Origin of the sequence: Helicobacter apodemus (assembly GCF_003097575.1) — a bacterium.
Lineage (GTDB): Bacteria > Campylobacterota > Campylobacteria > Campylobacterales > Helicobacteraceae > Helicobacter_D > Helicobacter_D apodemus.
Map to the genome: position 1 here is coordinate 1979649 of NZ_CP021886.1, position 24996 is coordinate 2004644.

The 24996-nt window shown below is 34.2% G+C and carries 21 protein-coding genes; 8 read left to right on the forward strand and 13 right to left on the reverse strand.

Annotated features, from left to right (window positions below; translation table 11 throughout):
- Positions 1–9: 9 nt before the first annotated feature.
- Together CDV25_RS09670 and CDV25_RS09675 are read right to left on the reverse strand one after the other, a co-directional pair.
- Entirely contained in the window at positions 10–1554 is a 1545-nt protein-coding gene (locus tag CDV25_RS09670) for a cytochrome ubiquinol oxidase subunit I (RefSeq protein WP_108911749.1), read from the reverse strand.
- A 9-nt stretch (positions 1555–1563) separates the two neighbouring features.
- On the reverse strand, positions 1564–1773 hold the full coding sequence (locus CDV25_RS09675) for a DUF4492 domain-containing protein (RefSeq protein ID WP_108911750.1): 210 nt from the start codon (positions 1771–1773) through the stop codon (positions 1564–1566).
- A 471-nt stretch (positions 1774–2244) separates the two neighbouring features.
- Between CDV25_RS09675 and CDV25_RS10260 the strand changes: the two genes are divergently transcribed.
- The gene (locus tag CDV25_RS10260; protein WP_162550499.1) at positions 2245–2394 is read left to right on the forward strand and encodes a hypothetical protein; all 150 of its coding nucleotides are present in this window, start codon (positions 2245–2247) and stop codon (positions 2392–2394) included.
- Here CDV25_RS10260 and CDV25_RS09685 read toward each other — a convergent pair.
- Positions 2363–3472 carry a Cj0069 family protein gene (locus CDV25_RS09685; protein WP_108911878.1) on the reverse strand — a complete coding sequence of 370 codons (1110 nt, stop codon included), beginning with the start codon at positions 3470–3472 and terminating at the stop codon, positions 2363–2365. The two genes, CDV25_RS10260 and CDV25_RS09685, sit on opposite strands and share 32 nt — an antisense overlap.
- 392 nt (positions 3473–3864) lie before the next feature.
- Between CDV25_RS09685 and CDV25_RS09690 the strand changes: the two genes are divergently transcribed.
- The 3 genes from CDV25_RS09690 (at position 3865) to recJ (ending at position 9141) form a co-directional block, all read left to right on the forward strand.
- Entirely contained in the window at positions 3865–5349 is a 1485-nt protein-coding gene (locus CDV25_RS09690; RefSeq protein WP_108911752.1) for a flagellin B, read from the forward strand.
- A 584-nt stretch (positions 5350–5933) separates the two neighbouring features.
- On the forward strand, positions 5934–7565 hold the full coding sequence (gene pyrG, locus CDV25_RS09695) for a CTP synthase (RefSeq protein WP_108911753.1): 1632 nt from the start codon (positions 5934–5936) through the stop codon (positions 7563–7565).
- Positions 7546–9141, forward strand: coding sequence for a single-stranded-DNA-specific exonuclease RecJ (gene recJ / locus CDV25_RS09700; protein WP_108911754.1), 1596 nt, complete (start codon positions 7546–7548; stop codon positions 9139–9141). Before pyrG ends, recJ begins: the two co-directional genes overlap by 20 nt.
- Here the strand turns inward: recJ and CDV25_RS09705 are convergent.
- Genes CDV25_RS09705 through hisC form a run of 8 tightly spaced genes read right to left on the reverse strand, consistent with a single transcriptional unit; the run spans position 9106 to position 19354 of the window.
- A complete protein-coding gene (locus CDV25_RS09705; RefSeq protein ID WP_239056366.1) occupies positions 9106–11529 on the reverse strand; it encodes an efflux RND transporter permease subunit in 2424 nt (807 codons plus the stop codon). The genes recJ and CDV25_RS09705 overlap by 36 nt on opposite strands.
- Positions 11504–12085, reverse strand: coding sequence for a Tgt2/MlaC family protein (locus CDV25_RS09710; RefSeq protein WP_108911756.1), 582 nt, complete (start codon positions 12083–12085; stop codon positions 11504–11506). The genes CDV25_RS09705 and CDV25_RS09710 overlap by 26 nt, the downstream gene beginning before the upstream one ends.
- Positions 12086–12091: 6 nt before the next feature.
- Positions 12092–12778 carry an MlaA family lipoprotein gene (locus CDV25_RS09715; protein ID WP_108911879.1) on the reverse strand — a complete coding sequence of 229 codons (687 nt, stop codon included), beginning with the start codon at positions 12776–12778 and terminating at the stop codon, positions 12092–12094.
- Position 12779: 1 nt separating this feature from the next.
- Positions 12780–14648 (reverse strand): 1-deoxy-D-xylulose-5-phosphate synthase, encoded by a 1869-nt coding sequence (gene dxs / locus CDV25_RS09720; protein WP_108911757.1) that lies wholly within the window; start codon positions 14646–14648, stop codon positions 12780–12782.
- Positions 14649–14651: 3 nt separating this feature from the next.
- Positions 14652–15485, reverse strand: a complete 834-nt coding sequence (gene fliH, locus CDV25_RS09725; protein ID WP_108911758.1) for a flagellar assembly protein FliH — start codon at positions 15483–15485, stop codon at positions 14652–14654.
- Positions 15478–16512, reverse strand: a complete 1035-nt coding sequence (fliG, locus tag CDV25_RS09730; protein ID WP_034552475.1) for a flagellar motor switch protein FliG — start codon at positions 16510–16512, stop codon at positions 15478–15480. Before fliG ends, fliH begins: the two co-directional genes overlap by 8 nt.
- On the reverse strand, positions 16512–18242 hold the full coding sequence (gene fliF, locus CDV25_RS09735) for a flagellar basal-body MS-ring/collar protein FliF (RefSeq protein ID WP_108911759.1): 1731 nt from the start codon (positions 18240–18242) through the stop codon (positions 16512–16514). Before fliF ends, fliG begins: the two co-directional genes overlap by 1 nt.
- Before the next feature lie 11 nt (positions 18243–18253).
- Positions 18254–19354, reverse strand: coding sequence for a histidinol-phosphate transaminase (hisC, locus tag CDV25_RS09740; protein ID WP_108911760.1), 1101 nt, complete (start codon positions 19352–19354; stop codon positions 18254–18256).
- A 230-nt stretch (positions 19355–19584) separates the two neighbouring features.
- On the opposite strand from hisC, the gene CDV25_RS09745 reads away from it, so the two are divergent.
- The 4 genes from CDV25_RS09745 to CDV25_RS09760 are packed head-to-tail and all read left to right on the forward strand — an operon-like array spanning position 19585 to position 22729.
- Complete coding sequence (locus CDV25_RS09745) at positions 19585–20310, forward strand: tRNA1(Val) (adenine(37)-N6)-methyltransferase (protein ID WP_239056367.1); 726 nt, start codon at positions 19585–19587, stop codon at positions 20308–20310.
- Entirely contained in the window at positions 20304–20681 is a 378-nt protein-coding gene (locus tag CDV25_RS09750; protein ID WP_108911761.1) for a YkgJ family cysteine cluster protein, read from the forward strand. The genes CDV25_RS09745 and CDV25_RS09750 overlap by 7 nt, the downstream gene beginning before the upstream one ends.
- The gene (locus tag CDV25_RS09755) at positions 20665–21963 is read left to right on the forward strand and encodes a tetratricopeptide repeat protein (protein WP_108911762.1); all 1299 of its coding nucleotides are present in this window, start codon (positions 20665–20667) and stop codon (positions 21961–21963) included. The genes CDV25_RS09750 and CDV25_RS09755 overlap by 17 nt, the downstream gene beginning before the upstream one ends.
- Positions 21964–21973: 10 nt before the next feature.
- Positions 21974–22729, forward strand: coding sequence for an SDR family NAD(P)-dependent oxidoreductase (locus tag CDV25_RS09760; RefSeq protein WP_108911763.1), 756 nt, complete (start codon positions 21974–21976; stop codon positions 22727–22729).
- Here the strand turns inward: CDV25_RS09760 and CDV25_RS09765 are convergent.
- Both CDV25_RS09765 and CDV25_RS09770 read right to left on the reverse strand, forming a co-directional pair.
- Positions 22717–23397, reverse strand: a complete 681-nt coding sequence (locus CDV25_RS09765) for a metallophosphoesterase (RefSeq protein WP_034552461.1) — start codon at positions 23395–23397, stop codon at positions 22717–22719. The two genes, CDV25_RS09760 and CDV25_RS09765, sit on opposite strands and share 13 nt — an antisense overlap.
- A gap of 1 nt (position 23398) precedes the next feature.
- Positions 23399–24982, reverse strand: a complete 1584-nt coding sequence (locus tag CDV25_RS09770; RefSeq protein ID WP_108911764.1) for an inorganic phosphate transporter — start codon at positions 24980–24982, stop codon at positions 23399–23401.
- Between the last annotated feature and the right edge of the window lie 14 nt (positions 24983–24996).

Consider the following 24996-nt stretch of genomic DNA (forward strand, 5'->3'; position numbering starts at 1 on the left):
AACTCTCCTTTAATGGCTTTCAAAACCCTTTTTGATTTGTTTAAGAATGATTCCAATTTCTGCAATAAGTAAAGTGGTAAATAAAACCAAAAAAATAAAAAACGAAATTTGTATATTGACATTGCTTAAATGTGTCGCTGCAATTTTAACAGGCATTAAATCTTGAATAGCCCAAGGTTGCCTTCCAACTTCTGCAACAATCCAACCGCATTCTGCTGCGATATAGCCTAAGGGGATAGTCCAAACACAAAGCCATAGAATTTTATGAAATCTTGTAATATCATTTGCCATTGCTAGATAAAGAACGATAATAAAGAGGATAAAAAACCAGCTCCCTAAAGCTACCATTAAATGAAAGGTATAAAAGGTTAGCATAATAGGTGGCACAGCTTCTTTAGGGTCTTTTAAGAATCCATAGCCAAAATAGGGCATATTTTCTTGCACGATTTTGCTATAAACTTGCAAATCCTCTGTGCTAACCCCAGCTTCTCTTTGTTGCTTATAGGTATGAAAAGCATCTAAGGCGGTTTTACCCTTTTGTATCTTTTCCTCTATACTCATAAGATTGCGTTCTTTGTTGCCATAAACTAAATCATTAATACCTGCGATAAAGCCATCAGCAGAGCGATGCCCTAAAAGCGAGAGGGCATAAGGGATAGTAACATTAAAGAGAAAGGTGGGTTCTAAATCCCCAATTTGTTTTTTAGGATTTAAAATCCCAAAGGCTACTAATCCAGCCCTATGCTCACCTTCATAAATCCCCTCCATTGCCGCGAGTTTCATAGGTTGTTTTTGGGTAACTTGATAAGCACTTTCATCCCCGCTAATAAACAAAAATACCGAAGTAATAAGCCCAAAACTAGCCCCCACTACAAGAGACTTTTTAGCCTCAAGCAAATGCCTTTTTTTAAGGATAAACCAAGCAGAGATTCCAACCACCACTAGAGCAGAGATTACATAACCACTAGCGATAGTGTGTAAGAATTTGCTAATCCCCACAGGACTTAGAGCTACTGCTAGGAAGTTTGTCATTTCATTCCTTGCTTGTTCTAAATTAAAGCTTGTCCCAATGGGGTATTGCATCCAGCCATTAGCGACAAGAATCCAAAATGCACTAAGGTTGCTTCCAATGGCTACAAGCCAGGTAGAGAGCAGGTGAAATTTAGGAGAGACTTTATTCCAACCAAAAAGCATTACCGCAAAGAAAGTCGCTTCTAAGAAAAATGCCATAATCCCTTCAATGGCTAAAGGTGCGCCAAATATATCCCCTACAAACCAAGAATAATTCGCCCAATTTGTCCCAAATTCAAACTCCATAATAATGCCCGTTGCTACACCAATAGCAAAATTAATCGCAAAAATGGAGAGCCAAAATTGCGTGATTTTTTTCCATTGCTCATTTTGTGTTTTCACATAAATGCTTTCCATAATCGCTAAGATAAAAGAAAGCCCAAGCGTTAAAGGCACGAACAGAAAATGATAAAGGGCAGTAAGGGCAAATTGTGCGCGACTCCAATCCACGTTTAAAGAATGTTGTAATATTGCTTGTTCCATAAGTTTTCCCTAATAATTTTTAAGATTATGAGTGATAAATTGACTTTTTTCCTCTTGCGTAGCATAGAGTTTATGCAGACTATTATCATAGATAAAGACTTTTAAGATTCCAAAGATGATAAAAAGTTTAACAATAATAACAAGCCATAAACTACGACCTAATCGCATATTTTTAAATCCAAAATAATAAAAGGAAGAGATTCTTGTCAAAATTTTCATTATTAACCTTTTGTTGTAGTGGGGAATTGTAGGGTTTTTAAGTTTAAAAAGGAATTAGTAATTAAAGCAAATATCCATCCTAAACTTAGAAGTGAGATTGTTCAATAAGGCTTCACTGATTTTATTCTTTTTTATCTTTAGTTTTATTTGGGATTAATTTTAAGAATCTTTAACCCTCCTCCACTAAGCTATAATCTATGATTTTTATGTTTTTGGTTAGGGGTTTTTCTAAATTTTGAGTGATTGGTTGTTTTAAGAGAGGTTTTAAGCATATTTTGTTTTAGTGTTAATGCAATGTTTGTAGTAACATAAAGCTTCTTTGGGTGCATCCATTCTAAAACAAACTTTGTTTGTAAATTAAGCATTATCAAGATTAAATAGTTATTGTAGCTATCCCATAACATAACATTTGTAAATGAATTACCCTTGCATTTTTAGCCTTTTAAGGGGTGATTATAGGAGCATTTATTGATGATTCTAAACCCTTCTCTGCTAGAGGTAGTCTCTGTTGAGATTGTGGGGTTTAGTCAAATTATTGAATTATGGAGCTATAATATACAAGATATTCCCCTTAATAAAGGGGATAGAATTATGCCTTTTTCTCACGGACGATATGAATGATATTATCACCTACCATTACCGCGATTTTTTCCATAAACTCTTCAGGGCTTGTAAATCCTACGCAAGAGCAGTTAATTTCTCCTAAGACATACTTATCTTTGCCACTCTCATCAGTATCAAGGATAAAATCCGCCGTCCAAATTAAAGGTAAATCATAGTTTCCAAGTTTAGAGCGAATCTGTGGTAGCTGGTTTAAAAACCAATCAATCAAAGCCTGCCAATCTTTGGGTTCATCATAGCGGTATTTTGCTCCACTAAAGAGTGTTGCAGAAAAGGCATCTCCTCCTTCAGCGGGTTTTTTATGCACGACATAAACGGGGGTTTTATAAAGCATTAAGATTCTAATCTCTCCTTCTTTAATGCGGGGTAAGAAAGTCATATCTACAAGCATTCCATTATCTCCGACTAGATAATGCTCACAAAAATCCATAAATTCCCCTAGTTTTCTCTCCTCTGTGTGATTATCTTTAGCCTCTGTGCAGATAATCTTGGTATCAAGGGGCAGGGAAGTAACTTTATTATAATCTGCATTAGATTCTAATCGCACACGCCAAATCCCCTCACCCGTAGAGCCACGATTTTGCTTTAATACCCTCTCTCCTTTAGCAAGAGTTTGGGGGAAAGTTTTTTTGAAATCGTGTTTATCAGTCCAAGTTACACCTATCCTTTGTGCCTCTGCTTTATCATAATACGCATAAGTATCACTAGGCACTAAAGGAGTATCGGCTAATTTGGTTAGAGCATCTTTAGCCCCATAGCCAATCATCGCATCAGGATGAGGCATACCTACTAATCCATCTGCACAAAGTTTGCGTAAAACATCAAAATAAAGTTTTTCTTCCTTGAGATTCCCCGGATTTACTCTTGATACATAACCATCAGCGGCATTTTTTACATATTCATAAATCTTATTCCTTTCACTTTCATCGCGTAAAATCTCATCGGTAAAAAACACCACTTCCGCATTCCAGCCTTTTGCTTTGAGTGCATTTACCATAGGCATAGTATCTTTTCTATGTCCATCAGCTCCTTTATCACTCCCTCCTCTTGCTTCAAAAAAGACGATATTGTTTTTCAAACTCATAGTTTGCCTCCTAAAATTAAAATATGTTTGCAAAGGTAGCAAAAACTATCTATAAAGATTATAAAAATCAGCCTATGAAATGATTTTTTTGAATTTTTGTTTATTACAGGAACATTTGAAAATCAAATTATGTAGGGGGGGGGGTATGAAAAACTTTTTAAAAGATTTTTGCAAATTTTCTTAAGTTTTTTAAAATTTGTCCGATATACTCAAGTAACCAAACAGGGAAGTTGGTTAGCAAGGACTTTAGAGCTAATGGAGCAACTCCTAGATAGCTTTAAGCTAATCTTTAATAAAGCTTTAAAGAGATTTAAAACCTTGCTTACTATTTCTTTGTAGGTTTAAATATTTTGTCAAGGAAGACAACAAATAAAAAGGAGTTTAAAATGGCTTTCCAAGTTAATACTAATGTTAATGCGTTAAACGCACACGCTCAATCAAGTTTTACACAAACTTCACTTTCAAGTTCATTGCAAAAGTTAAGTTCAGGTCTTAGAATCAACTCTGCTAAAGATGACGCTTCAGGTATGGCAATTGCTGATAGTTTACGCTCACAAGCGAATACTTTAGGACAGGCTATTAGGAATACTAATGATGGTATGGGTATGATTCAAATCGCGGATAAAGCAATGGATGAGCAAATCAAAATCCTAGATACTATCAAAACTAAAGCAACCCAAGCAGCACAAGATGGTCAAACGACGACTACAAGAACAGCGATTCAAGCAGATATTAACCGATTAATCGAATCTTTAGATAATATTGCAGCAACCACTTCTTATAATGGTTTGAATCTCTTAGCGGGTGGATTTACCAATAAAGCATTCCAAGTAGGTGCGTATTCTAACCAAACTATCCAAACAAGCATTGGTGCGACAAGTTCGGATAAAATAGGACATGCAAGGGTAGAATCTCTAAAATTCACTGCACTTGATAATGTTGCGATGAATTTTATTGGTGCGAAAAATCAACAAGATGTAACCTTAGAAAATGTTGTGATCTCTACTTCTGCTGGGACAGGTTTAGGAGCTTTAGCTCAAGTTATTAATAAAAACTCTGATAACTTAGGCGGTATTCGTGCGGAAGCTACGGTTGTTAGAACAGGGACACAGCAAATTGGTGCAAGGGATATTGTAAGCTTAACCATTAATGGCGTAAAAATTGGTGATATTACAGGCGTTCAACAAGCCGATAGGGATGGACGATTAGTCCAAGCTATCAATGCTTATAAAGAAGAAACCGGTGTTCAAGCCTCTGTTAGCGAAGATGGGCGATTAGTGCTTACATCAACAGATGGTAGGGCTATCCAAGTCAGAGGAGGTGGTATGAGTGCTGGTGGAGCTGGTATTACTACAGGAGCTGGAGCTAGCACATTTGTTGGGACGCTTACACTTACAAGATTAGGTTCTAATGATATTCAATACAATGGTCTTGGTAATGCTGCTAGAGCCTCTGGAGCCGCACAAGCAACTGCGACTTTAAGAAATGTTAAAGGAACATTTAACAAAGATATCCGCTCTGCAGTAGGTGCAAACGCAGCAAACTCTGCAATGGCAGGTCAAGCTTTAGGGGCAGGGGTAACTTCATTGAAAGGTGCAATGCTTGTTATGGATATAGCAGAATCTGCTATTAAGCAACTTGATTCTATTCGTGCGGATTTGGGTTCTGTTCAACAACAAATGCAATCTACCGTGAATAACATCACTGTAACTCAAGTCAATGTAAGCTCTGCTGAATCTTCAATTAGACAAGTAGATTATGCTTCAGAATCTGCGAATTACTCTAACTTGAATATCCTTGCTCAAGCAGGTAATTACGCTCTAAGTCAATCTAATGCTGCACAACAAAACATTTTAAGACTACTCCAATAATCTTAAAGTTTTATCCCCTTTGGGGATTATTCTTTATTTTTTAATCCCACTCAATCTTTTATTATCATTTGTTTTTGCTTCTATTAATTTACTTTTATTGCTTTAGCTGTTTTTTGTTTCTCTTATTTCTTTATTCTTGTTTTTGACTTCTATTTGCTTCTTTGGCTTTCTTTTACACCCTTATATTTTTTAAAATAACAAACCATATGCCTGTTTTTAAGATTGAAGTTAGGGATTTAAATTGTTAAGGATTGGGATTTTAGTCTATAAAAGAGCAATCTATTTAGCCACAGGGGTGACCCTGTGGCAATTACCCCATATTTATTCTAACCATACAAACTCCCTAAAAATACCTCGCATAGATAGAATTTCTATAATATCTCTTATTCTTTCATTGAATCTTTTTTCTTAATCTTTCTTTTGTTGGTGCGGTTTTTAGGTTTAAGTTAATAAAATGTAAATGATGGATTGAAAGATTTATTTATTATTAATTTGTGTTTTAATAGCTTTGCCTAATCAATCCTTTACGATAGTTTTAGATAGCTTAGTTTATAATTGCTCTTATTATTCTAAGGGATTTATTAATGACAAAATATATCTTTGTTACTGGTGGTGTGTTAAGCTCTTTGGGTAAAGGAATTACTTCTTCTTCTATTGCGACTTTATTAAAGCATTCTGGATTGAATGTGGGTATTTTAAAGATTGACCCTTATATTAATGTAGATCCTGGCACGATGAGCCCACTAGAACACGGAGAAGTCTTTGTTACTTATGATGGAGCAGAGACAGACTTAGATATAGGGCATTATGAGCGGTTTTTGAATGTGGATTTTTCTTTTAAAAACAATTTTACCACCGGACAAGTGTATCTTTCTGTGATTGATAGAGAAAGAAAAGGGGGATATTTGGGGAAAACTATCCAAGTTATTCCCCATATTGTCGATGAGATTAAACATAGAATCAAACTCGCAGGAGAGGGAAAAGATATTTTAGTGGTGGAATTAGGGGGGACGGTTGGGGATATAGAGGGATTGCCCTTTTTAGAAGCTATGCGTGAGATGAAGCACGAATATGGAATAAATAGAATAATTAGTATACATGTAACGCTTATCCCACTTATCCGTGCTGCAGGAGAGTTAAAGACAAAGCCTACGCAACATAGTGTCCAAGAGTTAAGACGCATAGGTATTGCACCCCAAATTATCATTGCAAGGAGTGAAAAGGAGATTCCAACAGAACTTAAAAATAAACTTGCGATGAGCTGTGATGTGGATTATGATTGTGTTATAGGCGCTCAAGATGCTAAAAGTATCTACCAAATGCCAATTAACTTCTTAAAAGAGGGCGTTTTAGTGCCTATTGCAAGGTTTTTAAAATTACCCGAATTAAAGCCGGATATGAAAGCGTGGGATTTATTGGTTAAACAAATTTTAGCCCCACAACAAGAAGTCAATATCGCCTTTGTGGGGAAATACTTAAACTTAAAAGAATCTTATAAATCTCTTATTGAAGCCCTAATCCATGCAGGGGCTAACCTTGATACACAGGTGAATATCCAATGGATTGATAGTGAGGAATTAGAAAAAAACGAGGAAATGCTCCAAAAGCTTAAATATGTTAATGGTATTTTAGTGCCCGGTGGATTTGGAGAGAGGGGGATAGAAGGCAAGATGAAAGCTATTCAGTTTGCAAGGGAGCAAGGAATTGTATTTTTTGGGATTTGTCTAGGTATGCAATTAGCGATTTTAGAATTTTGTCGGAATGTTTTAGGGATTAAAGAAGCTAATTCTATGGAGTTTAACCCTAATACTCAAGAAGCAGTGATTTACTTAATAGAAAATTTCATTAACCAAAGCGGAGAGAAGCAAATCCGAACGCATACTTCCCCGATGGGTGGCACTATGCGTCTTGGTGAGTATGAATGCACTTTAAAAGAGGGTAGCAAACTTCAAAAAGCCTATAAAAACCAAAAGCTTATTAAAGAGCGTCATAGGCATCGCTATGAGGCTAATCCTAAATACCAAGCAATGTTAGAAAAAAAAGGGATGATGATTAGTGGAAAATGCAATGGGCTTATTGAAGCTATTGAATTGAAAAATCATCCTTGGTTTGTAGCGGTGCAATTTCACCCAGAATTTACCTCTAGGCTTCAAGCACCTAATCTAGCCATTTTAGAATTTATCAAACAAGCCCTTTATGCAAAATCTCATAAATAAAACCCTTGATAAAGCCTCCATTAAAACCCTGCTAAAAGAACGTTTTGAAAATCAAATCACTACCTTAAAAGAGATACCAAAACCCGCAACTTTAGATAATTTAACACTTATCGCACAGAGGATAAAAGCAGCGATTTTAGAGCAAAAGAAAATAGCCATTGTTGGGGATTATGATGTTGATGGCGTAGTTTCTTGTGCGATTTTACAAGAGTTTTTTGCAAAGATTCCTTATCCTTTAGAGATTGTTATCCCTAATCGCTTTAGCGATGGTTATGGAATCTCTAAAGCCTTGATTGAAAACTTAGATGTGCAGATGATTATCACGGTGGATAATGGGATTAATGCCACAGAAGTAGCGGATTTTTGTAAGCAAAAGGGTATTGAGCTTATTATTACTGACCATCATATCCCTGCTAAGGAGCTTCCTAATGCACTTATTTGTAACCCTAAGCTTTCTGCTGAATTTATAGAAAAAGAGATTTGTGGGGCTTGTGTGGCTTGGTATTTATGCGGGAGTATCAAGGAGGCTATGGGCTTAGAAATTCCTATGGTGGAGTTTTTAGATTACCTAGCTTTAGCAATTGTGAGTGATGTAATGCCTCTTAGGGGTATAAATTGGGTATTACTTAAAAAGGGTTTAAGTGTTTTTAAAGAGAGTAAAAGGGTAGCTTTTGTGCTATTAAAAGAGTATTTTAAAAAATATAATATAGATTCTAGGCTTATTGGTTATTATGTCGTTCCTTTACTCAATGCCCCAGGGAGAATGCAAAGTGCTATGCGATCTTATGAGTTTCTTATCCAAAAAGATTCTAAAAAGGCTTTTGTGCTATTAGAGCAATTATTAACGTTTAATGCTAAGAGGAAAACCTTGCAAAGCACTATGTATTTAGAAGCAAAAGAGCAGTTTATCTCCCAGAGGGATTATTTGTCTTTGCCTTTTATTGTTGTTTATAAGGCTAATTGGAATGAGGGGGTTATTGGGATTGTAGCGGCTATGCTTTATGAGGAGTTTTTAAAACCCGCTATTGTTTTAACTAAGGAGGGGCATTTAAAAGGGAGTATGAGAGGGGTAGATTGTATGGGGATTTTAGAAAATTATCGGCAGTTTTTAGAGAACTTTGGTGGGCATAGTGGAGCAGCGGGGATTGTCTTGAAAGAGGAGAATTTAGAGGGTTTTAAAAAAGCTTTAATACAGAGCCAACAAATAGGTGACACTCAAGAAAAAAACTTGCTAGCACAGAGGTTTAAAGGGGTCTTAGGGAATTTATCTTTTAAAGAGGTTGATGAAGAATTATTTTTGCTTTTGCAAAACTTTGAGCCTTATGGCTATGGTAATGCTTTGCCAAGATTCTTAACACAAGCTAGAGTTAGGGAGGTGCGGATATTTGGGGATTACCATAGCTCTATACTTTTAGAGAATGAGGGAATTACTAAAGAAGCGGTAATGTTTAATAGGGATTTGCGTGATTTAAAAAATCAAGAAGTGCTATGTAGTTATAGTCTTTATAAAAGTAGCTTTCATCAAAGGCTTTGTTTGCAATTAGCAGAGATTGCCCCTATGAAAGCTTTTGAGTAATGCAGGGAGTAAGATAAGTGAGGAGAGAAGCATTAAGAGCATTACTAAAGTGGTTAAGAAGCCAAAATAAATAGTAGGGATGAAATTACTACTCATCATCGCACAAAAACCTACAACAATAATAAAAGTCGTATAATACATAGCACTTCCTATATGTTGGTGAGAATTTTTAATAGCTATTTTTAGAGGATTCCTTTTTATCTCCTCTTTGAAGCGATGGATATAATGAATCGCATCATCAACCCCAATACCTAAGGAAATAGCAGCGATAGTAACCCCCATTAAATCTAGCGGAATATTAGTAATACCTAAAATTCCAAAGATAATCCCTAGAGGAATAAGGTTGATTAAAAGTGCGATAATTGATAGTTTAAAACTCTTAAAAATAAAGATAAAGACTCCAAAAATAGCAAAAATTACAAGAGCTAAGGTATTAATTTGTGAGTTAATAAGTGTTTGAAGGAGATTATTATAAAGCACCATTGCACCATTAATTTCTACTTTTAGGGATTCCCCCTCTAAAAGCTTATTTAACTTTTCTTGTATGTTGAATAAGAAAGCATTACGTTGCAAATTAGGATTAGAATCAAAGATTCTTAGCACAAAGCGGATTTGGTTTTCATTGATATTAGCATAAGGGGCAAATAATTGTGCTTTAAGGGAAGTAGAGGTGTTTTTATAAAGGAAAGCAAACATAAAGTCATTTGCTTCTAAACCTAATGATTGTAGGAGTTGTGAGAGTGAATATAAGCTTAAAATAGAGCCTACAAATTCCTCTTTTTCTAGGGCTGTATGGATAATCTTTGCAATGCGGAGTTTTTGGCTATCAAACCAATAAGAATCTTCACTTTCTAATGCGTTAAATTCTGCTTCAAAGTCTGATAATGGTGCATTTTGAAAATCTTTTTTAGAGAAAGTGATGAGGATTTCTAAAGGAATTGTTCCCCCTAATTGTTTATCAATAAGCAATAAACCTTGCTTAATTTCACTTTTGTCTTTAAAATAATTAACAAAGCTATTTTCAACTTTTAAATGGGTAATTCCATAGAGGCTAAAAAGAACAAGTAAAAAAGTTATAGGATAAATAATTTTTGTTTTTTCTAAACCCATATTCGCACAAGCATTAAGTAATTTTTCGTGCCATTTAGGGAGGCTTTTTATGCTTTTTGGCTTGGGTAGTAAGGCAAGGATAACACCAAAGAGAATATAAGTAAAGATTAAGGCAAGGCTTACACCAATACTCATAATAGCCCCTAAATGGATGATGGGTAAGATATTAGAAAACATTAAACTTAAAAATCCAATAATAGTCGTTAAGATAGCATAAAAGCTTGGAGATTTTTTAGCAAGCATTGTTGCATAGAGGAGATTTTTCGCTGAAGCATTAGGGAATTTTTGGTAAAACTCTAAATAAGCTACAATGAGATGAATAATTAAAGAAACATTGATAATTAAAAGTAAAGAAATATAGTTTGAAGAAATAATAGTAATTTCATAACCAAAAAGGCTAAAGATTCCGCTACTTACAACAAGCGTAAATAAACAAATGCCAAGTGTGAGAAAGACAAAACGCAATTGCCTAAAAAATACCCATAACATAAGGGCTAAAATCACACTAAGCGTGCTTCCATAAGTGATAAGGTCAGATTTTACATAGGCTATCATATCACTAGCAATAAGGGGAATTCCCCCAATATATAAGCCCTCATATTTGTTTTTGAGTGCTTTAATGGCATTAATGGTATGGGTGGTTTGTATTTGGGCTTGTTGTTTGTATTCTTTAAGGAGGGCATTTTTAGAGGAGGTTTTAGTCTCCTTTTTAAGATTTTCTAATTCTTCAAGCTTAGTATCTTTTTTTAAATAGACGATAATTCCTGCAGTTTTTAGGTCTTTTGAGAGGATATTTTTACTATAAAAGGGATGGTTTAAAAACTCCTCTTTAGCTAAGTCTTTATCAACTAATGGGGATAATAAGGTAGGATTTATCTCTAAGGCTTCTTGTAAATCTAACTTTGGGGAGCTTTTAAGTAAGGGAGCGTTTAAAATGCTTAGTGTGGATTGCACTTGGGGCATAGTATTTAGTTCTTGTGTGATTTGCTGGAGTATTTGTAAAGAAACTTCAGAGAAAATATCCCCACTCTTTGGGTTAAAAGCTAACATTAAAAAATCTTGTGTTGCGTAAGTTTTGTTTATGAATTGGTAGGTTTTAAAGTCTTTGTCATTTTCTAAAATAAGACTATCAGAATCTGCATTAATAGGGAGTTTGTAGGCAAAATACCCACAAAAGATGAAAAACAAAATACATAATACCAATAGGGTTTTTGACCTATTGATGATAGCTTTAAACAAAATAAGCCAGAAGTTATTTAATATCAAGGGTGATTTCACTTTGTAGCTTTTGCATAAGTGTTGCAAAATCATAACGTTTTAAAATATCTGCAAATTGTGAGCGGTAGGTTTGTATGATGCTAATCCCTAAAACATCAGCGTCATAGATTTTCCAATTTTCTTGTTCTTTGGGATAGAATTTAAAAATAATGTAATTAACCTTTCCATCAATGATAATAGAAGTTTTTAAGTGATAACGATTAGGTTGCACTAACGTTCCCTCTAAGACTTCAAAGGTTTGATTCTTGTAAAGACGTAATTTATCGGTGAAGTTTTTTTTCACATTGTTTTCAAAGACTTGATTAAAAAGCTTTTGTTCATCAAGGGAGAGAGTATTATAAGATTGAGAGAGGGAGAGTTTAGCCATAAGCTCCCAATCAAAAATATCATCAAAGATTGCAAAAATCTTTTGTGCGATCGCTTCGGTGCTTTCTTGAGAGGTTTGCAGGATTTGCAAGGATTTGTGAATATTTTGTTCCATAGTAGAGTGAATAGCATTAAAGGGTAATGCAAAAGTTAGATTGAAGAATAGACAAAGGCTTATAAGAATTTTCATAATCAATTACTCCTTAATTAATTTCTCTCGATAGGCTTGATAGGATTGACGCATTACAATATAATTATCTAAACTATCTTTTCTTATACTATCTAAAATATCCTTGTGTTGAGCAGCATAAACAATCTTGTCAATTACATAAAGTCCCATTGCATAAGAAGTTGGTTTGACATAGGTTATAGGAGTTGCAAACGAATTTAGGGGCAAGGCAAGAGTATCGCGTAAATTGCTTTGCCCAAGTATGGGTAGTACAAGAGGAAAACCTTCACCAATCCCCCATTTGCCAAATACAATTCCAAAATCTGTATCTTTAGAATAAAGCTTATTAGCAGAAGCAACATCAAAAAAGCCCAACATTCCTACTGTGCTATTTAGGCTAAATCTTCCTAATTCATTGAGTGCATCTTGGGGTTGTAAGACTAGCATATGTCCTAAAAATCGTAGAGGAGAGTTAAGATTTTCAAAAAAATTTTCAATCCCCATTCTAAAGCCAAGGGGTATTATCCAATTATAGCCTTTAAGCACAGGAGAGAAAATATAATCGTAAAATTTCCAATTGACTTTATTCATAAAGCGGTTATATTTTTCTAGAGGATCATTAATAGGTTGTTGTTGGTATTCTTGTTCAAAACTTTCTAAATCTAAAGCGTAGCAACTACATACAAAGATTAGTATAAGGTATAACTTTTTCATTTTAATTTTTCTTGTTGAGTATTTTTGTAAGAATACTCTTTTCATCTAAGCCAAGCTTAGATTCAATTTCTTCTACTTTTCCGTGAGGAATAAAAAAATCTTCATATTCAAAAGAAGTTAGGGAGATTTGTAAATGGTGTTTTTGCAAAAAGCTATTAAGTATATCACCAATTCCGCCAATCTTGCTACTATCACTAAAGACAAACCATTGTTTATAAGTTTTTGCTAAGTCTAGCAAGGAATTTTCATCTAAGGGTTTTGCAAAACGCAAATCTACTACCGCACATTCTTTAGTATATTTTTCTTTGAGTATTTTTGCGCAATTAAGGGCTTTTCCTACCCCATTCCCATAACCTATAAATAAAATATCACTAGGGCTTGTTTGTAAGATTTCTAATTTTCCTAATTTAAAAGGTGTTGGTGGGATAATGCCTGATTCTAATTTAAAGGCTTTTCTAGGATAGCGAAATGCACATGGTCCTCCATTAAAGTCTTTAGCAAAATAAAGTGCTTCTTTTAAAGTGGCATTATCCCTTGGGGCAAAAATCGTAAAATTAGGGATGAGGTTAAGATAAGAAATATCAAAAGCACCTTGATGAGTTTCTCCATCCTCTCCAACAATACCCGCCCTATCTATGGCAAATTTCACCGGAGTTTTCATAATGCCTACATCGTGGATGAGTTGATCAAAGGCACGTTGCAAAAAGGTAGAATAAATAGCTACAAAGGGTTTAAAACCCTCTTTTGCTAAGGCACTTGCTTGTGTGGTTGCGTGAGCTTCAGCAATGGCTACATCCCAAAAACGTTCAGGGAAGTTTTGTATTAATAAATCAAGTCCTGTTCCACTTGGCATTGCAGCGGTAATGCCTACAACCTTTGAATCTTCTTTTGCAAGATCTAAGAGTGTATTAGCAAAAATCTGTGTAGGGCTTAGGTTAGCAGAATTACTTAATGTAAGTCCATTTTGTAAATTAAAAGGGCTAACACCGTGCCATTGCTCTAAACAACCCTCAGCTATAGAGTATCCTTTGCCCTTGAGGGTTTGTGCGTGGATAACGACAGGCTTTTGCATATCTTTAGCGATTTTTAAAGTGTTGATAATTTCTTTTAAGTTATGCCCATCAATAGGTCCAATATACTCTAGTCCTAATTCTTCAAAGAGCATTCCAGGTGTTATGAGTTTTAGTGATTCTTCAAAACGTTTAGCAAGATAACTAGCATTTGGCATTTTGTTGATAATGTTACCTATTTTGTTTTTGATATTTTGCACAAATTTTCCAGCAATAATTTGGGAGAGGTATTTACTAATAGCCCCAATGGGTTGAGCAATACTCATTTCATTATCATTAAGGATAATAACAAGGGGGTATTTTCTATCCCCTAATTCATTAAGGGCTTCATAGGCTAATCCAGCACTCATCGCACCATCTCCAATAAGCACTACAGGGATTTTTGAATCTTTGTTTAAGGCGATGGCTTTTGCTGCCCCAACCCCTAAAGAAAGAGAGGTAGAGCTATGCCCTGCAATGAAATAGTCATAGGGACTTTCTTGGGGTCTAGTAAAACCACTAATCCCATCAGTTTGTCGTAAGCTATCAAAGCAATCCCAACGATTTGTTAAGAGTTTGTGGGCATAGGCTTGATGGCTAACATCAAAGATAAAAGGATCATTGGGGCTATCAAATACGCAATGCATTCCAATAATTAATTCCACAGCCCCTAAGGTAGGGCTTAAATGCCCTCCATTTTTAGAAACAACCTCTAAGATTCTTTTGCGGATATGGGTTGCTAATTCATTAAGAATCGCATAATCTTCATCTTGATATTTGCTCTTTTGTAAAATATCTAGGAATCTTTTTTCTAAAGCCATTTCTTACTCTTTATTATTGAGGATAGATTTTTTTAGTGTTGCAAAACGTAAGTGAATATCTCCATCAATATTTCCTTCTTTGCTTAAAATTACGACTCCACCTTTTGCAATGGCTTGGTCGGCTTGTAGCACAATATTTGTTAAATCCTTTAGAGATTCTTTTAAATCCTCTAAGTCTCCAGGAAAGACTTTTAAAGTAACTTCTGTATTTTTCGCGACATTTTCAAGGAGGGTTCTTGCTAAAGCAGCAGCTATTTTTGAGCTATTATTACTTACTTCTGTGGTGATAATTTCTTTAGCAATATCTAAGGCAATAGCACTTAATTCTTTCTCTAAGTTTAAAATATGATTTTTAGATTCTGCAATATTTTGATCAATGCGTTGAATGCTTAGGTTATAAAGTTCTTTTTGGCTATTAATTTGGGCTTCTAGTTCTGCTTTAGCGGCTTCATATCCCTCTTTATAGCCTAATTCTTTAGATTCTAATTTTACTGCATTCACTCTTTGGTCAAATTCTTTCTCTTGTTTATCAAATTGTTCTTGAAGTTTTTGCAAGGATTGTGCTAAGACATCACTTTTTTGTAAGATTTTATCTACAACTTCCGTCTCAAAAAGCTTCAAAGAGGGAATACTAAGATTTGTTGTCTCTATGGATTGATTGTTGGTTTGCTCTTGTGGTGGGGAGGTTTGTTCTTGTGGTGTATTATCAATATCTTGTTTTTCTTTAACAATAGGAGTTTTTTTTATTTCCATATTTCTAAAACTATATTTTTTAATATCGTGTTTTGATTTATGCTCTTCAGGTATAATATTTTCGTATTCATTAAGATTATTCAATGGTATCCTCTTGTTCTCCGATTTGTATTATGCCTTGTTCAGAGAGTGTTTGCACACTCTCTACAATGCGTCTTTGTGCAGATTCTACATCTTTAACTTTAACAGCACCTAAATATTGCATTTCTTCTAAGAATTGTTCTCCTGCTCTTTGGGACATACTACTCATAAATTTTTGCTTTAATTCTTCTGGAGATGCCTTGAGGGCTAAAATTAAATCTTTTTTATCGGCGACTTTTAAGATTTCTCTAATAGCGTTGTTGTCTAGTTTTTCAATATCTTCAAAAGTAAACATCATTTCTTTAATAGCTGCTGCTAATTGATCATCAATTTGTTCGATATAAGCAATGGTTGATTTAGCAGATTTTTGCCCTAAGCGGTTAAATACCTCTGCTACTGCCCTAGTTCCACCCACCTCGACTTTATAACTTGTAAGTGATTCTAATTTGTTTTCTAGCACAGTTGATACTCTTTTGACAACATTAGGGGAAATATCTCCTAAATTTGCCATACGAATAGCAATTTCTGCCCTTAAATCATCCGAGAAAAAATTTAAGGTCTCCGCAGCATTAGAAGGGTCCATATGGGCAAGAATGAGGGCAATAGTTTGGGGGTGTTCGTGAATAATAAAGTCTGATAGTTGTTGAGGACGCACCCTTGAGAGATAAGAAAAATTTTGTGAAGACTGCATAGATTTTGCAAGTTTATCTAAGACTTTTTTAGCAGCCTCTGGTCCTAATGTCCGATAAAGTAATTCTTTAGCGTATTCAAAGCCACCTGTAGAAATGTATTGATTAGATTGAAAGATAGCATAAAATTCTTCTAAAATCGCTCCAGCAATAGCTTTGTCAATACCGGCATTTTGGGCAATGTATTTAGAGACTTCTGTAATAGAATCTAAATCTAAATGAGAGAAAATTTCACCTGTAATCTCATCACCTAATTGTACAAGTAAGATAGCGATCTTTTCTGACATAGAAAGCTCATCATATTGTGCTTGTTGTCTAGGGCTAAGGGTGATAGAAGACATTAGAGTTTCCCTCCTTTTGATAAATTTCCTCCGCCATCAAGCCCTAATTCATCATGAACTAAAGTTTGAAAAAGATTGGCTAATTCCGTTGGTTTTTCTACGGCAAGCTCTCTAATTTTTTCTAAAAGCACATTGTATTTAATTTGGTCTTCATTAGAGTTTCCAAATCCAAGCTGATCTTCAATACGTTTTCGCATTTCATTTTGTTTATCATTATCAAGCTCTTCATCTTCATCAACTTTAAGTAAAGATTCAATTTCTTCTTCCTCATCAACTCTAGCTTCAAGCATTCTCTCGCTAAAGGGTAGGATAATCTTTTTGTAAAATAAGAAAAGAATAATACCAACAATGACATATTTAAGTAGTGGCATAAAAGGTTCTAAGAGTGATTGGGCAGTTTCTAAGAAACGTTCCAGTGGGGTTCTAGCCTTAAATCCAGAGACTTGTCCATTAAGCTGAAAATTACTTACAGAGACTTCATCGCCTCTTTGTTGATTATATCCGATAGCTTGACGCACTAGATTAGAGATTTGTTCCATTTCTTGTTCATTTAAAGCGATATATTGTAGCTTCTCTACCCCTTGCTCATCAAGCTCTTTTTGGTATTTACCATCCACAACAACGGCAGCTGAAAGTCGTCTAATGGTTGCAAATTCACCTTTAATATTAGAAATGGTTTTGCTAACTTCATAATTAGTGGTAGTTTGGGATTTTTCATATTTTTCTTTAGTATTTTCGTCTTCTAATCCTTGCACGGGTCCAATGTTGCTTACAACTCCGGGGACTCCTCCAATTTCTTTAGGGGTAAAACCTTCCCTTTTTTCTTCAAGATTTTGTTCGCTTCTTATAACATTGGTGGGGTCATAATATTCTTGAGTGCTTTCTTTTTGGGCGAAATCAAATTCTGCAGTTACTTTGGCGACCACCCCTTCAACCCCTCCTGTAATAGGGGCTAAGATATTGATAATTTTTGCTTCTAATGTTTGTTCAAAATTTGTTTTATAACGTAGTTGTGCTGCTGCAAGCTCTCTAGCTCCACCTAATTCATCTAGCTCACTAAGGGGTTCTCCTTTTTCATTGACAACTTCTACATTCTCAACAGTTAGATTAGGGACGGCAGAGGAAACAATATTTTTAATCCCCGAGATTTGTTTGGGTGTTAGAGTTTGAGAGGGTTTGAATACTAATACAACCGAAGCGGTAGGAGGAGTTTGCTGACTAACAAAAACGGTTTTTTCTGGTTGGGCTAAATGCACTGTTGCTTTTTGAATAGGAGAGAGGCTTTCAATGGTTCGTGCTAATTCTCCTTCAATGGCGCGTAGATATTTAATCCTTTGATCAAAATCTGTCGCTCCAAAATCTTTGGTATCAAAAATTTCAAAACCTACCTTGCTACTTTTTGGAATCCCATTACTAGCAAGCTTCATTCTTTGTTCATAGACAAATTGTTGAGGGATTAAAATAGTATTATCTTTAGGAATCTTATAGTTAATATTATCTTGTTGGAGCTGCTGAATGATTAAGGCACCATCTTCTGGGCTTACTCCTTCAAATAAAACGGCATAACCGGGGTATAAAATCCCTGTTTTGTTATTCATAGAGTTCCAAACAATTAAAGCGGAAATAAAACCAACAATAGCAATAATTGTCCCTACAATAACAATTTTTTGTTTTTGATTGAGCCTTTTATAAAGGCTTCTAATTTGGTCAAATAATGCTTTTAAATCCAATGTCTAATTCCCTATCTTTGGCTTAAAAAATGATGAAATAAGGCAAAGAATTTTTGATTTTGTTCTTTTGTCCCTATGGTTATTCTAATAGCATTTAACCCATAAGAAGATAAATTCCTAATAATTACTCCTCTTTGTAGTAAGAAATCACTAATTTGTGTAGAATCAATTTCTTTAAGCAAATAAGTAATGAAATTGGTGTAAGAGGGTATATAATCAAAGCCTTGTTCTTTGGCAAAAGCTTCAAAATAAGGCATTTGTTCTAAATTATTTTGGAGGCTTTTTTGGATATGTTCTTGGTCTTTTAGGGCTTCTAGGGCTGCTAGAAGTGAAAGTGTTGTTACATTAAAGGGGGGACGAAGTTTAGAGAGTGCCTTTATAATGGATTTTTCAGCAATTCCATATCCTATACGCATACCCCCAAGCCCATAGGCTTTAGAAAAAGTCCCTAAATAGATAGCATTAGGAAAAGATTTGATAAGCTCTTTAGGGTCAATACTCTTATCATTATCTTTGGCTTTGGCGTATTCTTGATAAGCTCCATCAATAATAACAAGGGTATCTTCATCAATTTGTTTGAGGAATTTATAAATATCTACTCTGTCTAAACAATCCCCTAAAGGATTATTAGGGACACAAAGAAAGATAATGGAGGGATGATAGGTGTTATAGTATTCTAAAAACTCTGCTAAATTATGGATTTCTCCTGGTGTTCTAATAACTTTAGCCCCTACTGCTTTAGAATAAATTTCATACATCGCAAAGGTTGTTTTAGCCATTAAGATTTTGCTATTTTCATTAGCTTTTGCATGAATACAGAATTCGATAATTTGGTCACTTCCTGCACCAATAATGATTTCATTGGTAGAAACTTGGAAGTGCTGGCTTAAACTTCCTTTGAGTGCAAACATTGAATCATCAGGATAAAGATAGATATTAGGGGCATTTTTAATGATGCTTTGAAGTGCTTTAGGGCTAGCACCTAAAGGATTTTCATTAGAGGCAAGTTTAATAATTTCATCTTCTTTGATTCCAAATTCTCTAACAACAAGTTCGATAGGTTTTCCTGCTTCATAGGTAGAAATAGAATCTAATGCTGCATTAAAAGTCATTACAAATACCCTAGATAAAGTAAATTATTTTCGCTATTGTAGCAAGTAAAATTTTAGAAAATTATAAAATTATTTCCATCAATAATAGTGATTAATGAATTGCCTCCAAGCAGCTTAGGCATTATGAATATTGCTAATTACTTATTAAAAAAATCTAGTCATTTAGGGGTTTTAGATTCTTGATAAAAAAAGAGATTATTCTTTAAGGTTTGGTATAGATATTTGCTATAATGATAAGGTATTTCAATGATAATGAGGAAGATTTGCAGATATATCAACCAAAAAATGGTTATTGTTATAATAGTGATACCTTGTTTTTATATGCTTTTATGCTACCATTTATAAAGCCTAGACAAGAGGTTTTAGAGGTTGGAGCTGGGAGTGGAATACTTAGTTTATTGTGTGCAAGAGATAGAGAAGTGAAGTTGCATATCATTGAAAAGAATGCGACAATGATGGAATTTTGCAGGAATAATCTAAGAATTAATAAAGTTTGTGCCAATGTAATTTTTGGGGATTTTTTAATATATGATTTTTTGAATTTGCGGTTTGATAGAATTATAAGTAACCCCCCTTTTTATCATAGCGGAGTTATTAAAAGTGCTAAGAAAACCATTTATGAAGCAAGGTATGAGGAGAATCTACCTTTTGAATTAATGGTAAAAAAGATTGATTCTATTCTAAAACCTAAAGGAGAGTTTATATTTTGCTATGATTGTAAATCAAGCTATAAGCTATTTTATACCTTGATACAGTATAATATCCGACCTATTACCATACGTTTTGTTTATCCTAAAATTGATAAAGAAGCTACTTTAATATTATGCCGTGCAAAAAAAGATTCTAAAAGTGCAATGCAGGTTTTACCTCCACTTTTTACGCATAATGAGAAAGGATTCACAAAAGAGGTTCAAGAAATTTATGCAAAAGCTAATACTTGGAGCATTAAATGTTAGAAATTAGCGGGTTTAATTTTACTTTTGATGAGAAAAAATGCCTTGAATGTGGAGGAAAGTGTTGTATAGGAGAACGTGGATATATTTTTGTAACACCTAATGAGATAAAGCAAATCGCAGAATTTATGGATATGGATTTTGAATCTTTTTGTTTAAGATTTATTAAGAAAGTGGGCTATAGGTATTCCCTTATTGAGAAAAAAATGCAAAATGGTATGGGATATGCTTGTGTATTCTTTGATGAGAAGACTAAACAATGTAAGATTTATCAAAAACGTCCTAGTCAGTGTGTAAGGTTTCCCTTTTGGGAAGATTATAAAGAAGATTTTAAGGATTTATTAAAGGAATGTATTGGTGTTGTTAAGAAATAAAATAGTAAGCATAGCATTGTTAAGTATTGTTTTGTTGTTTATGGGATGTTCTATAAATACTCCAAATATGAATAGCTTTTTATCAGAAAGGTTTGAAACAATAGAAAATCCAGAAGATGTTTTGATTGTAGAGGGTTATAATGCACTTGATAATCAAGACTTAAAAGAGGCTAGAGAATCTTTTTTGGAAGCTTACTACTTAAGTGGGAATAGGAGTTATTTAAAAGAAATTATCGGGGTTTTACTGCTAGAACAAGAATATATTTTGGCTAAAGAGAAAACTTTGCAATATTTAGAAAAATACCCAAAAGATGAGGATATGAGACAGACTTTAATTGGTATTTTGAGCAAAGAGGGTGATTTAAAGAATGCGTTAAAAGAAGCGATGATTTTATTAAAAAATCATAGAAATGCGCAAAATTTAGAGATTATCTCTTCAGTATATCTACTGCAAAAGAAATACCAAAAATCTATAGAATATTTGCAACAAGCCTATGCTTTGGAGAAAAATGATTTAATTTTAGATAAGTTAGCCTCTACTTATTTTGTATTTTTAAATAATAAGCAAAAAGCTATAGAACTTTATGAAAGGCATATTCAAAAATATGGAGTTTCGCCTATGATAGGTGAGAAACTTGCAATGATTTATTTGCAAGATAAAGCCTATAAAAAAGCAGCAAGAGTATATGAGAAATTATTTAAGGCAACAGGGGAGCAAAATTATGCAAAAAATGTTTTAGAGATTTATTTTCAGTTCAATAATCTAACACAAGCACAAAGCTTTTTAGAGAAAAATTCCTCTATTCATTTAGCAGATGAAATCCTTTTAGAAATCTATCGGCATAAAAAGGATTATCAAAAGAGCATTGAAGTATTAGATAGAATCTATAAACAAACTCATAATGTTGATTTTTTAGCTTTGAAGGCTATGATGATTTATGAAAGTGCTAAAAATCGTAATGATAAAAAAATGTTAGAATTGGTAGTGGAAGATTTAAAGATTGTTACTAATAAACTTGATGATGCTTTGTATTGGAATTATTTGGGGTATTTAATGATAGATCATAATTTAGATATTAAAGAGGGAATGCAATATGTTACAAAAGCCTTGCAAAAAGAACCGCAAAATGCGTATTATCTTGATTCTTTAGCTTGGGGTTATTACCAATTAAAAGATTGTATCAATGCAAGATTGACTATGGAAAAAATACCTTTAGAGGAAATACAAAAAGAAAAAGAAATCAAAGATCATTTTGAAGTTATTCGCCAATGTAAATTTTAAAGGAATATAAATGGTAGTTTTTATAACAGGGGCATCAGCTGGGTTTGGAAGGGCAATTGCGAAAAGATTTGCACAAGAGGGTCATAGAATTATTGCTTTAGCAAGACGCAAAGAACGATTAGAATCTTTACAAAAAGAGATTAAGGAGTGCTTTATAATTCCTTGCGATATTTGTGATAGGGAGGGTTTAGAGTATCATCTCTCTTCTTTGCCTAAAGATTATCAAAATATTGATATATTAGTTAATAATGCAGGGCTTGCTTTGGGATTAGAGAGTGCAGATAAATGCGATTTTGCAGATTGGGTGCAAATGATTGAAGTTAATATTAAGGCTTTAACTTCTATTACGCATTTAATTTTGCCACAAATGGTTAAAAGGAGAAGTGGGCATATTATTACTTTAGGTTCTATTGCTGGGACATACCCTTATCCAGGTGGTAATGTATATGGTGCGAGTAAAGCTTTTGTTAGGCAGTTTGTGCTTAATCTTCGAGCGGATTTAGCGGGAACTTGTGTGAGGGTAACGGATATAGAGCCAGGTCTTGCAAGTGATAGCGAGTTTTCTTTGGTGCGGTTTAAAGGAGATATGCAAAAGGTGGAATCACTTTATAAAGATTCTAATGCCCTAAAACCAGAGGATATTGCTGAAGCCATCTATTGGGTTACTACTTTACCTAAACATATTAATATCAATACCTTAGAGCTAATGCCAACAAGTCAAAGTTTTGCGGCATTGAATGTATGGCGTGAGAATTATCCACAATAATTTTGTTGAAAAATTTTTTTAGAAGGCCACTCTAGTGCTGTAAGAGAAGCTGTTGTGTAACGTTGATGATAAACGCAACCTGTATCAATAGCAGCAAAGTTGTTTGTAATCATAGGTGTGATTTGCACATCGTGTCCAAAAACATTAAAAACCCCATATTTTTTATTGCTTTCTTTTTCTAAATCGTGCATTTTCATACGATTCCAAGTTATAATCTCTGCCTTTTTATCCCTATCTCTATAATAGGGTAATCCAAATCCGTGAGTGATAAAGAGTGTTTGCCCTTTTTCATCAAGGGTTGGTATTTCAAGGAATCTAGGAAGCTCTAAAATCCATTCTAAATGTTCGTGGATTTTCTTAAATCCTCCATTTCTTTGGTAGCTTTCCATAGTCTCATAGCCACCATTGTTAATCCAATTCTTACCATATCCCTTTGGAGGGATGGCGTGATAATACTCTAGCATTAATTCTTCGTGATTGCCTAGTATGGCTTTGAAATTATGTTGAATAAGCAAATCAATGACTTCACAGGATTTATCGCCCCTATCAATTAAATCTCCTGTAAAGATAATCTGTGATTCCCATTTTTTGGGCAATTGTTCGATAAGGGCTGTGAGGGTATCAAAGCATCCATGAACATCACCAATTAAATAAAGAGGTTTTTGCATATTAAAATCCTAATACATCAAAAAGAAAATAAAGTATTCCTCCAATAACAGCAGAGACAGGAACGGTAATAAGCCAAGCAGAAACAATTTTGTTAATAGCAGAACGCTTCACGAGTTCTTCTTCATAAGCCTTTTTAAGCTGTTTTAATTCTTTTTTCTTAAATTCTGGTAGTTGTGTATTTTGTTTAGCTTTTTTCTTGTCAATGTTTTTTAGAATAGAAGCTTTTCGCTTAACAGAGGATTGCTTGAATTTTTCTAAAAATTCTTTGATTTTTTCTATATCTTTATCTTTATAAGAGGCTAGGATTTTTAATTCCATCTTTTTATAACGTTTTTTAAGGTATTCTCTTAAAAATCCTACTCCAAAAATAGCTCCGATGGCGATATGTGTAGAGCTAACAGGCATTCCAACTTCTGATGCAATAAGCACGGTTAAAGCAGCACTCATTGCGATACAAAAAGCACGCATTTGGTCTAAATCGGTAATTTCATTACCAACAGCTTTTATAAGCTTTGGTCCAAAAAGTGCTAAACCAATAGAGATTCCAAGCCCTCCTAAGAGCATAATCCAAAAAGGCGTTTTGATACTACCTTGCGTTTCTAAATTTATCCTTAAAGCATCATTGATAGCCGCTAAAGGTCCAATAGCATTTGCGACATCATTAGCTCCGTGTGCGAAACTTAAAAGTGCTGCTGCAAAGATTAAAGGAATGGTGAAGAGTTTGCTAATTTCTTCTTTTTTGTTTTCCATTTTTTCTAAAGTATTGCGTATTATGGGGCTAACGACAAAGAAAGTAATAATAGCTAAACTAAAGCTTATGGTTAAAGTTGTTAATGAATCAAGGGTAATAACTTTTTTAAGTCCTTTATTAATAAGATAGAGACTAAAAGCCCAAACCATAAAAGCAATGAGATAGGGAACTATTTTTTGAGCGGCTATTTTCTTATTTTGTTTATAGGTAATAGTGCTTTTCATAAAAAATAATAAGATAGCCGCAATGATTCCTCCTGCAAGAGGGGAGACTACCCAACTTAGAATAATTTTGCTTAATTCCCCCCAATTGACTACACTAAAACCGCCAGCAACAATTCCAGCACCTAAAACTCCCCCCACAATAGAATGTGTTGTAGAAACTGGCGCACCAATGGTTGTAGCAAAATGTAGCCATAAAGCACCTGAAATGAGTGCTGCTAACATTAGGGTAATGAAAGTTTTTGTATCCCCGATACTTTTAAGTGAGATAATATTAGTTCTTATGGTATTGACAACTTCTCCTCCAGCAATTAATGCTCCAGAGATTTCACAAATTACAGCAATAGTGATAGCACCTGCCATTGTGAGGGATTTTGAACCTACAGCAGGTCCTACATTGTTGGCTACATCATTAGCCCCAATGTTTAAAGCCATATATCCTCCAACAATGGCGGTAAAACCCAAAAGTAAAGGATTAGAAATATTATCACTATAATAAATTACCATTCCAATAATAATAAGAATAAAAAGTGTGAGAATCCCAAAATTTTGAATATCTACACGATTTATTGTGAAAGCTTTGTTAAGCTTTGAGAAATCTTTCATTTTCATTATTGAATACTCTT

Coding starts and splice junctions, on each gene's coding strand:
- CDV25_RS09670 (WP_108911749.1), bottom strand. CDS start 1,554: ATGGAACAAGCAATATTACAACATTCTTTAAACGTGGATTGGAGTCGC.
- CDV25_RS09675 (WP_108911750.1), bottom strand. CDS start 1,773: ATGAAAATTTTGACAAGAATCTCTTCCTTTTATTATTTTGGATTTAAA.
- CDV25_RS10260 (WP_162550499.1), top strand. CDS start 2,245: ATGATTCTAAACCCTTCTCTGCTAGAGGTAGTCTCTGTTGAGATTGTG.
- CDV25_RS09690 (WP_108911752.1), top strand. CDS start 3,865: ATGGCTTTCCAAGTTAATACTAATGTTAATGCGTTAAACGCACACGCT.
- pyrG (WP_108911753.1), top strand. CDS start 5,934: ATGACAAAATATATCTTTGTTACTGGTGGTGTGTTAAGCTCTTTGGGT.
- recJ (WP_108911754.1), top strand. CDS start 7,546: ATGCAAAATCTCATAAATAAAACCCTTGATAAAGCCTCCATTAAAACC.
- CDV25_RS09710 (WP_108911756.1), bottom strand. CDS start 12,085: ATGAAAATTCTTATAAGCCTTTGTCTATTCTTCAATCTAACTTTTGCA.
- CDV25_RS09715 (WP_108911879.1), bottom strand. CDS start 12,778: ATGAAAAAGTTATACCTTATACTAATCTTTGTATGTAGTTGCTACGCT.
- dxs (WP_108911757.1), bottom strand. CDS start 14,648: ATGGCTTTAGAAAAAAGATTCCTAGATATTTTACAAAAGAGCAAATAT.
- fliG (WP_034552475.1), bottom strand. CDS start 16,512: ATGTCTTCTATCACCCTTAGCCCTAGACAACAAGCACAATATGATGAG.
- hisC (WP_108911760.1), bottom strand. CDS start 19,354: ATGACTTTTAATGCAGCATTAGATTCTATTTCTACCTATGAAGCAGGA.
- CDV25_RS09745 (WP_239056367.1), top strand. CDS start 19,585: ATGATAAGGTATTTCAATGATAATGAGGAAGATTTGCAGATATATCAA.
- CDV25_RS09750 (WP_108911761.1), top strand. CDS start 20,304: ATGTTAGAAATTAGCGGGTTTAATTTTACTTTTGATGAGAAAAAATGC.
- CDV25_RS09760 (WP_108911763.1), top strand. CDS start 21,974: ATGGTAGTTTTTATAACAGGGGCATCAGCTGGGTTTGGAAGGGCAATT.
- CDV25_RS09765 (WP_034552461.1), bottom strand. CDS start 23,397: ATGCAAAAACCTCTTTATTTAATTGGTGATGTTCATGGATGCTTTGAT.
- CDV25_RS09770 (WP_108911764.1), bottom strand. CDS start 24,982: ATGAAAATGAAAGATTTCTCAAAGCTTAACAAAGCTTTCACAATAAAT.